Origin of the sequence: Lampropedia cohaerens, from assembly GCF_001005215.1 — a bacterium.
GTDB classification, from domain to species: Bacteria; Pseudomonadota; Gammaproteobacteria; order Burkholderiales; family Burkholderiaceae_C; genus Lampropedia; species Lampropedia cohaerens.
Map to the genome: position 1 here is coordinate 1 of NZ_LBNQ01000037.1, position 14,294 is coordinate 14,294.

5 protein-coding genes, 2 tRNA genes and 3 rRNA genes are annotated in these 14,294 nt (G+C 58.3%); 9 read left to right on the forward strand and 1 reads right to left on the reverse strand.

Translation table 11 applies throughout. From position 1 onward, the window contains the following. Positions 1 to 112 precede the first annotated feature (112 nt). The 7 genes from AAV94_RS11995 to AAV94_RS12025 all read left to right on the forward strand — a co-directional run bounded on the left by AAV94_RS11995 (position 113) and on the right by AAV94_RS12025 (position 8,644). Positions 113 to 1,650: ribosomal RNA gene (locus tag AAV94_RS11995) — 16S ribosomal RNA — on the forward strand. A gap of 111 nt (positions 1,651 to 1,761) precedes the next feature. Beyond that, positions 1,762 to 1,838, forward strand: a tRNA-Ile gene (locus AAV94_RS12000). 25 nt (positions 1,839 to 1,863) lie between these two features. Then, positions 1,864 to 1,939, forward strand: a tRNA-Ala gene (locus AAV94_RS12005). A gap of 369 nt (positions 1,940 to 2,308) precedes the next feature. Then, a 23S ribosomal RNA gene (locus AAV94_RS12010) occupies positions 2,309 to 5,183 on the forward strand. A 135-nt stretch (positions 5,184 to 5,318) separates the two neighbouring features. Continuing rightward, positions 5,319 to 5,431 (forward strand): 5S ribosomal RNA (gene rrf, locus AAV94_RS12015). Together the 16S, 23S and 5S rRNA genes with 2 tRNA genes alongside form the textbook arrangement of a ribosomal RNA operon. A gap of 364 nt (positions 5,432 to 5,795) precedes the next feature. Further along, entirely contained in the window at positions 5,796 to 6,953 is a 1,158-nt protein-coding gene (locus AAV94_RS12020) for an ABC transporter permease (RefSeq protein ID WP_084824906.1), read from the forward strand. Then, positions 6,950 to 8,644: an ABC transporter ATP-binding protein gene (locus tag AAV94_RS12025; RefSeq protein WP_046742467.1), complete on the forward strand. Its 1,695-nt coding sequence runs from the start codon at positions 6,950 to 6,952 to the stop codon at positions 8,642 to 8,644. The genes AAV94_RS12020 and AAV94_RS12025 overlap by 4 nt, the downstream gene beginning before the upstream one ends. Before the next feature lie 61 nt (positions 8,645 to 8,705). Here the strand turns inward: AAV94_RS12025 and AAV94_RS12030 are convergent, their stop codons facing one another. Next, positions 8,706 to 9,398 (reverse strand): TetR family transcriptional regulator, encoded by a 693-nt coding sequence (locus AAV94_RS12030; protein ID WP_046742468.1) that lies wholly within the window; start codon positions 9,396 to 9,398, stop codon positions 8,706 to 8,708. A gap of 378 nt (positions 9,399 to 9,776) precedes the next feature. Here AAV94_RS12030 and AAV94_RS12035 point away from each other — a divergent pair, with 378 nt between their 5' ends. Both AAV94_RS12035 and AAV94_RS12040 read left to right on the forward strand, forming a co-directional pair. Beyond that, positions 9,777 to 11,078: an efflux RND transporter periplasmic adaptor subunit gene (locus tag AAV94_RS12035; protein ID WP_084824907.1), complete on the forward strand. Its 1,302-nt coding sequence runs from the start codon at positions 9,777 to 9,779 to the stop codon at positions 11,076 to 11,078. Positions 11,079 to 11,113: 35 nt separating this feature from the next. After that, positions 11,114 to 14,293 (forward strand): efflux RND transporter permease subunit, encoded by a 3,180-nt coding sequence (locus tag AAV94_RS12040; RefSeq protein ID WP_084824908.1) that lies wholly within the window; start codon positions 11,114 to 11,116, stop codon positions 14,291 to 14,293. Position 14,294 lies beyond the last annotated feature (1 nt).

Here is a 14,294-nt window from a genome sequence, read left to right on the forward strand (position 1 = left end):
CGCTCATGCAAACAGAAGAAGAAGTGTGTAGGCCGAGAAGAGGTTGAGAGATCTTTTTTTAGCTTACAGGTTTACTTCAATTCCGCTTGAGTGAGTGAGTTTTTAAGAGATCGAACTAAAGAGTTTGATCCTGGCTCAGATTGAACGCTGGCGGCATGCTTTACACATGCAAGTCGAACGGCAGCACGGGTGCTTGCACCTGGTGGCGAGTGGCGAACGGGTGAGTAACACATCGGAACATGCCCAGTCGTGGGGGATAACTACTCGAAAGAGTGGCTAATACCGCATGAGATCTACGGATGAAAGCAGGGGACCTTTGGGCCTTGCGCGACTGGAGTGGCCGATGGCAGATTAGGTAGTTGGTGGGGTAAAGGCCTACCAAGCCTGCGATCTGTAGCTGGTCTGAGAGGACGACCAGCCACACTGGGACTGAGACACGGCCCAGACTCCTACGGGAGGCAGCAGTGGGGAATTTTGGACAATGGGCGCAAGCCTGATCCAGCAATGCCGCGTGCAGGACGAAGGCCCTCGGGTTGTAAACTGCTTTTGTACAGAACGAAAAGGGCTGGGTTAATACCCTGGTCTGCTGACGGTACTGTAAGAATAAGCACCGGCTAACTACGTGCCAGCAGCCGCGGTAATACGTAGGGTGCGAGCGTTAATCGGAATTACTGGGCGTAAAGCGTGCGCAGGCGGCTATGCAAGACCGATGTGAAATCCCCGGGCTCAACCTGGGAACTGCATTAGTGACTGCATGGCTGGAGTGCGGCAGAGGGGGATGGAATTCCGCGTGTAGCAGTGAAATGCGTAGATATGCGGAGGAACACCGATGGCGAAGGCAATCCCCTGGGCCTGCACTGACGCTCATGCACGAAAGCGTGGGGAGCAAACAGGATTAGATACCCTGGTAGTCCACGCCCTAAACGATGTCAACTGGTTGTTGGGAATTAACTTTCTCAGTAACGAAGCTAACGCGTGAAGTTGACCGCCTGGGGAGTACGGCCGCAAGGCTAAAACTCAAAGGAATTGACGGGGACCCGCACAAGCGGTGGATGATGTGGTTTAATTCGATGCAACGCGAAAAACCTTACCCACCTTTGACATGTACGGAATCCTTTAGAGATAGAGGAGTGCTCGAAAGAGAGCCGTAACACAGGTGCTGCATGGCTGTCGTCAGCTCGTGTCGTGAGATGTTGGGTTAAGTCCCGCAACGAGCGCAACCCTTGTCATTAGTTGCCATCATTAAGTTGGGCACTCTAATGAGACTGCCGGTGATAAACCGGAGGAAGGTGGGGATGACGTCAAGTCCTCATGGCCCTTATAGGTGGGGCTACACACGTCATACAATGGCCGGTACAAAGGGTCGCGAAGCCGCGAGGTGGAGCCAATCCCATAAAGCCGGTCGTAGTCCGGATCGCAGTCTGCAACTCGACTGCGTGAAGTCGGAATCGCTAGTAATCGTGGATCAGCATGTCACGGTGAATACGTTCCCGGGTCTTGTACACACCGCCCGTCACACCATGGGAGCGGGTTCTGCCAGAAGTAGGTAGCTTAACCGCAAGGAGGGCGCTTACCACGGCGGGGCTCGTGACTGGGGTGAAGTCGTAACAAGGTAGCCGTACCGGAAGGTGCGGCTGGATCACCTCCTTTCTGGAAAAGACAAGCGAAGGCTTGCCAAACGTCCACACTTATCGGTTGTTGGAAGACGAGCTGTTGATTACATCCTGGTGCCGAGGGTTCTGGGTGTGGTTGGTAGTGCTTGGGTCTGTAGCTCAGCTGGTTAGAGCACCGTCTTGATAAGGCGGGGGTCGTTGGTTCGAGCCCAACTAGACCCACCAAGAATCCAATGGATAGAGGATAGTAGGGGGATTAGCTCAGCTGGGAGAGCACCTGCTTTGCAAGCAGGGGGTCGTCGGTTCGATCCCGTCATCCTCCACCAAGAATCGTTGAACACCAAAGGAGCTTTCGCCAAAAGGCGAAGGATTCTTTGTTGTTTGTCGATGGAGATCGATGAATACGGCTGTTCTTTAAAAAATCATAGAGTCGAATCATTGTTGCTGATGGAAAGAGTGCGAAAGTGCTCACCGTGCCATCAGCGGCAAAATTGATTGCGTCAAGAACGAACATGCGGGCGAGGCGAAAGCTGAGCCTGGATGCTTCAAGTAATTGACGATTGTTCTCAGGGCATGCACGCGAGTGCGTGCCTGGCAAGACAAGCGTGAATTACGGCAATAACGCGTTAGAGAAGTTTGCTTGATTGAGATGGCAGAGGGCTTTGTGGTGAGAGCTGCAGAGGCCAAAGTTATAGGGTCAAGTGACTAAGAGCATGTGGTGGATGCCTTGGCGATTACAGGCGATGAAAGACGTGATAGCCTGCGATAAGCTTCGGGGAGCTGGCAAATGAGCATTGATCCGAAGATTTCTGAATGGGGAAACCCACCCGCGAGGGTATCCTTGGCTGAATACATAGGTCAAGGAGGCGAACCTGGGGAACTGAAACATCTAAGTACCCAGAGGAAAAGAAATCAACCGAGATTCCGAAAGTAGTGGCGAGCGAAATCGGAGCAGCCGTCTAGAGATAGCACAGGGGATATTGGAACGCATTGGAAACTGCGGCCATAGTGGGTGATAGCCCCGTACAAGAAAGACCTGTGTGGTACTAAGCTAGAGACAAGTAGGGCGGGACACGTGAAATCCTGTCTGAAGATGGGGGGACCATCCTCCAAGGCTAAATACTCGTAATCGACCGATAGTGAACAAGTACCGTGAGGGAAAGGCGAAAAGAACCCCGGGAGGGGAGTGAAATAGATCCTGAAACCGCATGCTTACAAAAAGTCGGAGCCCTGAAAGGGGTGACGGCGTACCTTTTGTATAATGGGTCAGCGACTTACATTCAGTGGCGAGGTTAACCGAATAGGGGAGCCGAAGAGAAATCGAGTCCGAATAGGGCGTCTAGTCGCTGGGTGTAGACCCGAAACCGAGTGATCTATCCATGGCCAGGTTGAAGGTGCCGTAACAGGTACTGGAGGACCGAACCGACTACTGTTGCAAAAGTAGCGGATGAGCTGTGGATAGGGGTGAAAGGCTAAACAAACTCGGAAATAGCTGGTTCTCTCCGAAAACTATTTAGGTAGTGCCTCAAGTATTACCTGCGGGGGTAGAGCACTGTTTTGGCTAGGGGGTCATGGCGACTTACCAAACCAAGGCAAACTCCGAATACTGCAGAGTAGAGCTTGGGAGACAGTGCACCGGGTGCTAACGTCCGGACACGAGAGGGAAACAACCCAGACCGCCAGCTAAGGTCCCTAAAATTGGCTAAGTGGGAAACGAGGTGGGAAGGCACAGACAGTCAGGATGTTGGCTTAGAAGCAGCCATCATTTAAAGAAAGCGTAATAGCTCACTGATCGAGTCGTCCTGCGCGGAAGATGTAACGGGGCTAAGCCAGTTACCGAAGCTGCGGATGCACAGATAACTGTGCGTGGTAGGAGAGCGTTCTGTAAGCCTGCGAAGGTGGCCTGTGAGGGCTGCTGGAGGTATCAGAAGTGCGAATGCTGACATGAGTAGCGTTAAAGGGGGTGAAAAGCCCCCTCGCCGTAAGCGCAAGGTTTCCTACGCAACGTTCATCGGCGTAGGGTGAGTCGGCCCCTAAGGCGAGGCAGAGATGCGTAGCTGATGGGAAGCAGGTTAATATTCCTGCACCGATTACAAGTGCGATGTGGGGACGGATCTTAATAGGTTATCTGGCTGTTGGAATAGCCAGTTTAGGCAGAAGTAGGCGTGTGTTAGGCAAATCCGGCACACATAAACCGAGGCTGTCGATCGAGCGGGCTTGCCTGCGAAGTAACTGAACGGGGTCCCAGGAAAAGCCACTAAGCTTCAGCTTGTAACGACCGTACCGCAAACCGACACTGGTGCGCGAGATGAGTATTCTAAGGCGCTTGAGAGAACTCTGGAGAAGGAACTCGGCAAATTGACACCGTAACTTCGGGAGAAGGTGTGCCCTAGTAGTGTGAGGTGAACAGCCGAGCATGAATGGGTTGCAAAAAATAGGTGGCTGCGACTGTTTATTAAAAACACAGCACTCTGCAAACACGAAAGTGGACGTATAGGGTGTGACGCCTGCCCGGTGCTGGAAGATTAAATGATGGGGTGCAAGCTCTTGATTGAAGTCCCAGTAAACGGCGGCCGTAACTATAACGGTCCTAAGGTAGCGAAATTCCTTGTCGGGTAAGTTCCGACCTGCACGAATGGCGTAACGATGGCCACACTGTCTCCTCCAGAGACTCAGCGAAGTTGAAATGTTTGTGATGATGCAATCTCCCCGCGGAAAGACGGAAAGACCCCATGAACCTTTACTGTAGCTTTGTATGGGACTTTGAACAGATCTGTGTAGGATAGGTGGGAGGCTTTGAAGGCAGGATGCTAGTTCTGCTGGAGCCGTCCTTGAAATACCACCCTGGTGTGTTTGAGGTTCTAACCTGCGCCCTTGAATCAGGGCGGGGGACAGTGCATGGTAGGCAGTTTGACTGGGGCGGTCTCCTCCTAAAGCGTAACGGAGGAGTTCGAAGGTACGCTAGGTACGGTCGGACATCGTGCTAATAGTGCATAGGCATAAGCGTGCTTGACTGTGAGACTGACAAGTCGAACAGGTACGAAAGTAGGACTAAGTGATCCGGTGGTTCTGTATGGAAGGGCCATCGCTCAACGGATAAAAGGTACTCTGGGGATAACAGGCTGATACCGCCCAAGAGTTCATATCGACGGCGGTGTTTGGCACCTCGATGTCGGCTCATCTCATCCTGGGGCTGAAGTCGGTCCCAAGGGTATGGCTGTTCGCCATTTAAAGAGGTACGTGAGCTGGGTTTAAAACGTCGTGAGACAGTTTGGTCCCTATCTTCCGTGGGCGCTGCAGATTTGAGGGAACCTGCTCCTAGTACGAGAGGACCGGAGTGGACACACCTCTGGTGTACCGGTTGTCACGCCAGTGGCATCGCCGGGTAGCTATGTGTGGACGAGATAACCGCTGAAAGCATCTAAGCGGGAAACTTCTCCCAAGATGAGATCTGCCGGGGCCTTGAGCCCCCTAAAGGGTCGTTGAAGACCACGACGTTGATAGGCTGGGTGTGCAAGTGCAGCAATGCATTGAGCTAACCAGTACTAATTGCCCGTGCGGCTTGACCCTATAACTTTGGTTTCTCACCAACCAACCAAGGCAAACCAACCAACGCGTTGCCTCGCAATCAATTACCATTCGACTCTATGATAGGCTCGCAGCTTGAAACACCAAAACCCTCAAGCCGCAGCCTCACCAGTTATGCCTGATGACTATAGCAGTCTGGTACCACCCCTTCCCATCCCGAACAGGACCGTGAAACAGACTCGCGCCAATGATAGTGCGGATCCCCGTGCGAAAGTAGGTCATCGTCAGGCTCCTACTCCAACAAGCCCCTTGCAATCCCCTTTGCAAGGGGCTTCGTTCTTTCTAATTCCCCCCTCTTGCCTTCGCGCCTCGGGCGGGTGAGCTAAAGTGAAGTGCTTCGTGCCGCCGCGCACACCTCGTGGGGCAGCAGGAGCGTGATTGCATGACAAGTGGTCAGGTCGGCCGCGTGTCTTCCGTTCCTATCCCCTCGCGGACAACGTGGTGTGCCCTAAATCTCGTGACCAGGTCTTGGAAATGGGTTGTCGTCTTTCAGACGCGCGGCACAATGGCTGCTTTGCAGCGTTTGGGCAGCGAGACTTCGGGTGAGGCGTCTGCCGCTTTGGTTTCCCCTTTTGGACAGGCAGGAATGCGACGATGATTAAGTCCGCAAGTGGTGCATTGACTGCGGTCACTCTATCGCCTCGCCAACGCGCGTGGAGGCGCTTTAAGCGCAACCGGCTGGGTTATTGGAGTCTGCTGCTGTTTGCCATGATGCTTGTGCTCAGTCTCGCTGCAGAGCTGTGGTCAAACGACAAGCCACTGCTGCTCAAGTATCAGGGGCAGTACTACGTGCCGCTGCTCAAGACCTACTCCGAAAAGACGTTTGGCGGTGATTTTGACGCGGAGGCCGATTATCTGGACCCGTTCATCCGCGAGCGCATCACGACGGGGGGCAATTGGGCGCTGTTTCCGCTCAACGAGTATGGCGCGCGAACCATCAATTACTACAGTACGACGCCCGATCCGGCGCCTCCCTCTGCGGACAACTGGCTGGGGACGGATGATCGCGGGCGCGATCTTCTCGCACAGCTGGTTTACGGGTTTCGGGTCAGTGTGTTGTTCGCGTTGGCGTTGACGGCAATCGGCGTGGTGCTGGGGGTGCTGGCAGGCGCCATCCAGGGTTTTTTTGCCGGCAAGGTGGACCTGGTGGGTCAGCGCTTCATCGAAGTGTGGAGCTCGATGCCCGAGCTTTTCCTGTTGATTATTCTTAGTGCCATCTTTCAGCCAAGTATTGGCCTGTTGCTGGTAATTCTCAGTCTGTTCGGTTGGATGGGCCTGTCAGATTATGTGCGTGCCGAGTTCTTGCGCAATCGGCAGCTCGATTACGTACGCGCCGCGCGCGCACTTGGGGTGTCGAACTGGCAGCTGATTCGTCGGCACATTCTGCCCAACAGTATGACTCCGGTCGTGACTTTTCTGCCGTTTCGCATGAGTGCGGCGATTGCATCGCTGGTCGCGCTGGATTTCCTGGGGCTTGGTGTGCCCCCTGGTACGCCGTCCCTGGGCGAGTTGCTCAATCAAGGCAAAAGCAATTTGGACGCATGGTGGATAGGGGTGTTTACCTTCGGGCTGATGGTATTGACCCTGTTGCTGTTGACGCTGATGGGCGATGCGTTGCGTGACGCATTGGATCCCCGCAAGACAGTCGCCACAGAAGGTGGCGCGTCATTGTCAGGGAGCGCGTGTGAACACGCGGTGGATAGCCTTCCGGATGGATCTGATGCACCGGCACTGAAAGGTGGTACGTCATGAAGGTGGAACAAACATCCGCGGATGGGGGAGGCAGGGACCACGCTGCGCCCCTTCTTTTGGTGCGGAATTTCTCCGTACGATTTGGCGGCGCCGCGGCGCGCGCGGTTGTCGATAACGTCCACTTCGACGTTGTGGCCGGTGAAAAACTTGCGTTGGTGGGTGAGTCCGGCTCCGGCAAGACGGTCACTGCGCTGAGTCTGCTGCGCTTGCTCGAAGGAGCGCAGCTGTCAGGCCAGGCGGTGTTTGATGGCCAGGATTTGCTGCGATTGCCCGACAAGCAGTTGCGTGCTGTGCGCGGTGGTGACATCGCCATCATTTTCCAGGAGCCGATGACAGCACTGAATCCGCTCATGTCGGTGGGGCAGCAGATTGCGGAGGTGGTGCAGCTCAAGCAAGGGCTGCAGCAGCGCGCAGCGTGGCAGCAGGCCATCGCGCTGCTGGAGAAAACTGGTATTCCCGAGGCGCAGCGCCGCGCGGCCAGTTACCCGCACCAGCTAAGCGGCGGGCAACGGCAGCGTGCCATGATTGCGATGGCACTGGCCAATCGGCCGAAGCTGCTGATTGCTGATGAGCCGACCACGGCGCTCGATGTAAGCTTGCGCCAGCAAGTCATGCAGCTGCTGGGCGATCTGCAGGCCGAGACGGGTATGTCCATCTTGTTGATCACCCACGATCTGCATCTGGTGCGTCAGTTTGCTGACCGGGTGGTCGTGATGCGTGCTGGCCGCGTCGTCGAGCAGGGGCCTGTCCAGCGGGTGTTTGACGCGCCTGCACAGGCCTATACCAGGCAGCTGCTCGATAGCCGCCCGGTTCGTGACGTGGCAGATGTGCCGGCGACAGCGTTGCCCGCTTGCATCGAGGCCAGTCAACTAGCGGTGCATTATCCGATCCGTGAGCCTGGCCTGCGTGGCTGGTGGCGCGCAGGGCGGTTCACTGCGGTCCACCCGATGGACTTTACGATGCAGCCGGGAGAGACACTGGCGGTGGTCGGAGAGTCAGGTTCTGGCAAGACGACGCTTGCTCAGGCCGTACTGGGCCTTCTGCCGTTCGACGGCGCGCTAAAGCTTGGCGGGCAGCACTGGCAGCAGCCAGCGATGCGCAACTGCGCGCACAATCGGCGCCTGCGCCAACGGGTGCAGGTCGTATTTCAGGATCCTTTTTCGGCGCTGTCTCCGCGCTTGACGATCGGTGAGATCGTGGAGGAGGGGCTCCTCGTGCATGCGCCAGCGCTGTCTCAACAGCAGCGACGTGAGCGCGTGCTGGCGATGCTGGCTGAAGTGGGGTTGACGCAGGTGCAGTTTCCCGGTCTGCTGGAGCGGTACCCGCATGCTTTTTCAGGAGGCCAGCGACAGCGCATTGCCATTGCGCGTGCGCTGATGGTCGAACCGGAAGTGCTTGTGCTGGACGAGCCGACCAGCGCGTTGGATGCAACAGTCCAGCAACAAGTGCTGATGCTGCTGCAGCGTTTGCAGCGCGAACGCAAGCTGGCCTATCTGCTCATCACCCATGACGTGGATGTCGTGCGCGCGATGGCGCACCGCGTGCTGGTCATGCGGCGCGGCGAGGTGGTCGAGTGCGGCGCTGTGCAGGCGGTGCTCGGTGAGCCGCAGCACGCATACACGCAAGCGCTGGTTGCCGCTGCCGGATATGGTCGGCAGCAGTCTGCGCCGAGCGTTGTGCGGGAGGCATGAGAGCTGGCGCAGGGCGCTGCCGTAGCCGCCCGCTCAACGCGTTCGCTTCCGGCGCACGGGGCTACTGAGTGGCCGACGGCACCTTGTCAGCCCGTTGGGCATCTGTGGTTTTTGCGTCCTTGTCAACGCCAATGCCGGCGCCATGCAGGATCAGGTCGATGGCGTCGATCGTGGCTTCGCGCAGGTCGAACGCGCCCGGGGTGAGGACCCAGCTGTCAATCATGCCCATCAGTGCATGTTGCATGGTACGCGCGACGGCTTCCGGCTGTACGCCCGGCCGCAATGCTGCCATGACACGGGGATGCCGAAAGGCGGCCAGGTTGCGTGCGTAGACGGCACCTCGCGCCTGCAGCATGCGCTGGCGCACGGCCGCCATTTCCCCGGTGTACTCCGTCTGGTAGGAGCAGATGCTCAGCAGGCGCTGTACTTGGGCGTCTCGTGCGATGATGTCCACGCATTCGAGCATCACGGCTCGCAGTGCGCCAATGGGATCGTCCTGTTCTCTGACACTCGTCTGATCTTCGCGGTACAGATAATCCCATTCAATGGGCCAGGCGATGCGGTCCATCATCGCGTTGAAGAGGTCGGCCTTGTCCTTGAAGTGCCAATAGATGGCTCCGCGGGTGATGCCGGCTTCCGCGGCGATGGCCTGCAGCGTGGTGCGCGAGACGCCGTCGCGTTCGAACAGGCGCTCCGCAGCGTCCAGAATGTCCTCTCGCGTTTTCAGCGCATCTTCCTTGGTACGACGAGCCATGACAAGTGTGTCTCCTTCATGATCCAGGTGCCGTCGCGCACCGTTGCGTTTGTGTTCCGAATTTCAGTCGCCTGTCAAACAACCGCAGGAAACGGACAGATACCTTTGGGGATTCTATACATGCATTCATGAATGTATATATACTCCGCGGCTTCGACTCAAGTTTTCAATCCGCCTTGCCTTTTCTCATTCGATGTGCTGCATGGCGCTGTCGGGAATGAGCCAGATCCCTTGGCCAGGGTACCGATCGCGAGAGCGTGCGGTGATCACGAACTTGTATTTGTTGCCATGCACAATGACGTGCTGACACGCATGGTTCTTGCTACTGTGTGCGGTGCTCGTATGATTTCCAGCCCTACCTCTATGACTAGGCTTCCTATGCTTGATCCTTTGCACTCTCCTGCCAGTGGTGATGCGCCCGCGCACCGCCGTGGTCCGCTGTCGCTGCGCGCTGCGACCTTTTCCGCTGTTCTGGTGACCGCGTTGGCGCTGGCTGCCTGCTCGCAGGATGGCGGCCAGACTTCAGAGGCCGCTGCGGGCGGTGCCGCTGCGCAGGCTCCGGCGCCAGAGGTTGGCGTGGTGATTGCCAAGCGCGAGGTCGTTGGAATGATGGCCGATTTGCCGGGCCGGGTGGAAGCCTCCCGTGTCGCGCAGGTGCGCGCACGCGCGGCCGGCATCTTGCAGAAACGACTGTTTACCGAAGGTAGCGACGTCAAGGCAGGTGAGCTGCTGATGAAGATCGATCCGGCGCCCTATCAGGCCGCCGAGCAGAGTGCACGGGCGCAGCTGGCGCGTGCAGAGGCCGCACTGGCGCAGGCCAAGGCGGTGGTCGATCGCTATCGGCCACTGGTAGCGGTCAATGCCGTCAGCCAGCTGGAGTTCGACAACGCCGATGCAGCCTTCAAGGCGGCGCAGGCTGATGTTGCGGCCAGCCGCTCGGCCCTGCGCACGGCACAGATCAACCTTGGCTACGCGGATGTGACGGCCCCGATCTCGGGACGTATCGGCCGCGCGCTGGTTACCGAAGGTGCACTGGTGGGGCAGGGCGATGCGACGCCGCTCGCAGTGATTCAGCAAATCAACCCGGTGTACGTCAATTTCACGCAGTCCAGCACGGAGATGCTGGAGTTGCGTCGCCGCATGCGTGAGGGGCAACTGCTGCGGGTTGAGGGCGAGGATGCGGCGCAGGTCCAGCTGGTTCTGGAGGACGGTACGATCTACGGCGAGCCGGGCAAGCTGCTGTTTTCCGACGTGTCGGTTGATCCGGCCAGCGGCCAGGTCATGCTCCGCGCGGAGGTGCCCAACAATGACGGCACGCTGCTGCCAGGCATGTATGTGCGCGTCAGACTGGAGCAGGCCAAGCTTGCCGATGCCATTGCCGTGCCTCAGGAGGCTGTCACGCGCACCCAGAATGGTGATTTCCTGACGATTGTTGATGCCAAGGGCAACCGCCAGCAGCGCGAGGTGAAGATCATGTCCGCCAGCGGCAACCGCTGGTTGGTCACGCAAGGCCTGGAGGAGGGCGAGATGGTCATGGTGGACGGGCTCTCGCGTCTGCAGATGTTGCCACCCAATGTGCAGGTCAAGCCGGTTGTAGTGGATGGAGCAGGGGGCCAGCCCGTTGCACCAGCTCCCGTGCAGAGTCAGGCAGCGGGTGGTAGTGATGCGGCGTCGGAATAAGTTGGCCCCAGCAGCAGACCCAGGAAAGTCGCATCATGCCTAAGTTTTTTATTGACAGACCCATTTTCGCTTGGGTCGTATCGCTGTTCATCATCATCATCGGTCTGGTGTCGATCACGCAGCTGCCCATTGCGCAGTATCCGCCGGTAGCGCCGCCTACGATCAGCGTCTCGGTTACCTATCCTGGCGCGTCCGCCGAGGTGCTGGACGAGACGGTGCTGTCAGTCATTGAGCGTGAAATGAACGGCTCGCCCGGCCTGGCCTATATGGAAGCCAGCAGTGAAGCCAATGGCCGCGGCCAGCTTTCGCTGAGCTTCGAGCCGGGCACCGACCCTGACATGGCGCAGGTGGACGTGCAGAACCGGTTGGCGCGTGCCACACCCAGGCTGCCCGCGGCGGTGACGCAGCAGGGCATCCGGGTCGAGAAGTCTTCCTCCAACTTCCTGATGTTCGTGACGCTGGTATCGAGCCGCGACGAGCTGACGGTGTATGACCTGGGTGACTATGTCTCCCGCAACGTGTTGCCGGAGATCCAGCGTATCGATGGCGTGGGGCAGGCGCAGTTGTTCGCCGCCGAGCGTGCGATGCGCATCTGGCTTGATCCCCAGCGCATGGCCGGGTTTGATCTGTCCGTTGCCGAGGTCAACGCTGCCATTGCTGCGCAGAACGTGCAGGTCTCGGCCGGCACCATCGGCGCGCTGCCGAGCGTGGATGAGCAGACTATGTCGGCGACGGTGGTACTGCGCGGGCAGCTGACGACTCCCGAGCAGTTCGAGGACATCGTCTTGCGTGCCAACACCGATGGCTCGACGGTCCGGTTGCGTGACGTTGCACGGATTGAACTGGGCTCCGAGAGCTATGCATTCTCGTCGCGTTTTGACGGTCAGCCTTCCACCGGCATCGGTGTGCAGCTGGCGCCCACGGGCAATGCGCTGGCCACGGCCACGGCCGTGCGTGAACGCATGGAAGAACTGGCGCCGTACTTTCCGGAAGGTGTCAGCTGGGCAGTCCCCTATGACTCGTCCACCTTTGTGAAGGTCTCCATCAAACAGGTGGCCAAGACGCTGCTTGAGGCGGTGGTGCTGGTGTTCCTGGTGATGTTCCTGTTCCTGCAGAACTGGCGCTACACGGTCATTCCGACGATTGTCGTGCCGATTGCGCTGCTGGGGACCTTTGGCGTGCTGCTGGCGGCGGGATTCTCCATCAACGTGCTGACCATGTTTGGCATGGTGCTGGTGATCGGTATCGTGGTGGACGATGCCATCATCGTGGTCGAGAACGTCGAACGCATCATGAGCGAGGAGGGGCTACCGCCTCGCCAGGCGGCGTACAAGGCGATGAAGCAGATTCAGGGCGCCATCATCGGCGTGACGCTTGTGCTCATTGCGGTGTTTGTGCCGCTGGCGTTCTTCGCCGGCTCGATTGGCAACATTTACCGCCAGTTCTCCGTCACCATGGTGGTGTCGATTGCATTTTCGGCTTTTCTCGCGCTGTCGCTCACGCCGGCGCTCTGCGGCTCGCTGCTCAAGCCGGTCAAGGCAGGTCATCACCACGCCGGTCGTGGTTTCTTTGGCTGGTTCAATCGGTCGTTTACACGTACTGCCAAGACCTACGAGCGGGGGGTGTCCTGGGCGCTGCGGCGCAGCGTGGTCATGATGGCCGCTTATGTGGCGGTCGCCGCTGCCGCCGCATGGATCTACATGAAGCTGCCAACGTCTTTTCTGCCCAATGAGGATCAGGGCTTTGTGGTTGTCAATGTGCAGCTGCCGCCTGGTGCTACGCAACAGCGGACGCTGGAAACCGTCAAGCGCATTGAGCAAGTTGCACACGGCATCGATGAAGTGCAGCACGTGGTGTCGATTCTCGGCTTCAGTTTCACAGGGCAAGGCCAGAACGCTGCATTGATGTTCCTGCCGCTCAAGGATTGGTCCGAACGGCATGGTCCGGGTCAGAGTGCGGAGGAGATTTCCGCGCGTCTGATGGGGGGCGCAGCAGATGTGCGCGATGGGCTGGTTTTCGCACTGTCACCGCCTCCTATTCCTGAGCTTGGAACCGGCTCCGGTTTTGATCTGCGTCTGCAGGACAGGGCCGCGCAGGGCCATGCGGCGCTGCTGAATGCACGCAACCAGCTGCTGGGCATGGCCCGACAAAGTCCGTTGCTCAAGGATGTGCGACCGGACGGACTGGAAGATGCGCCGCAGTTGCATCTGGAGATCGACCGCGACAAGGCCAATGCGCAAGGGGTTGACTTCGCGGCCATTGCCAACACGCTTTCGAGCAGCCTTGGGTCTGCTTACATCAACGATTTTCCCAATCGGGGGCGACTGCAACGCGTGATCGTGCAGGCCGAAGCCGCAGCGCGCATGCAGCCGGAAGATCTGCTGGAACTCAACGTTGTCAACAACCAGGGTGTCTCGGTGCCACTGTCGTCGTTCGCCACCACGCGCTGGGAGGTCGGTGCCATGCAGGCGGTGCGCTACAACGGCTATCCGTCGATGAAGATCACTGGCGAGCCTGCGGCGGGCGTCAGCAGCGGCGAGGCCATGGCGGAGATGGAGCGACTGGTCGCGCAGCTGCCGTCGGGCTTTGGCTATGAGTGGACCGGCACGTCCCGCGAGGAAAAGCTTGCCGGCAATACGGCGCTGATCCTCTACGCTTTCTCGGTACTGGCGGTGTTCCTGTGTCTGGCAGCGCTGTATGAGAGCTGGAGCATTCCGTTTGCGGTGATCCTGGTGGTGCCGCTGGGTGTGCTCGGGGTGGTGTCCGCTGTGTTCCTGCGTGGACTGCCGCAGGACGTGTATTTCCAGATCGGTCTGGTGACCATCATCGGCCTGTCTGCGAAGAATGCGATTCTGATCATTGAATTTGCCAAGGACCTGCAGGCGCAGGGCAAATCCGCCCTGGAGGCGGCATTGCAGGCGGCGCATCTGCGGTTCCGCCCTATTCTGATGACCTCGCTGGCCTTCACCTTCGGCGTGATTCCGCTGTTCTTTGCCTCAGGCGCCAGTTCAGCCAGCCAGCGTTCCATCGGCACCGGCGTGGTCGGCGGCATGATCACGGGCACCGTGCTGGCGCTGGTGTTTGTACCCACGTTCTATGTGGTGGTGCGCAAGCTGTTTGGCTCGCGAACAAAATCGGAGCACGGCACCGGCGCTTACGATCCGGTCGACCCGAGCGTGCCTGCTTTGGACCAAGACAATGCAACCCGGGGATAAG

What these genes read in the sequence shown, in the direction of transcription:
- AAV94_RS12020 (WP_084824906.1), top strand. Translation starts at nt 5,796, where the DNA reads ATGATTAAGTCCGCAAGTGGTGCATTGACTGCGGTCACTCTATCGCCT.
- AAV94_RS12025 (WP_046742467.1), top strand. Translation starts at nt 6,950, where the DNA reads ATGAAGGTGGAACAAACATCCGCGGATGGGGGAGGCAGGGACCACGCT.
- AAV94_RS12030 (WP_046742468.1), bottom strand. Translation starts at nt 9,398, where the DNA reads ATGGCTCGTCGTACCAAGGAAGATGCGCTGAAAACGCGAGAGGACATT.
- AAV94_RS12035 (WP_084824907.1), top strand. Translation starts at nt 9,777, where the DNA reads ATGCTTGATCCTTTGCACTCTCCTGCCAGTGGTGATGCGCCCGCGCAC.
- AAV94_RS12040 (WP_084824908.1), top strand. Translation starts at nt 11,114, where the DNA reads ATGCCTAAGTTTTTTATTGACAGACCCATTTTCGCTTGGGTCGTATCG.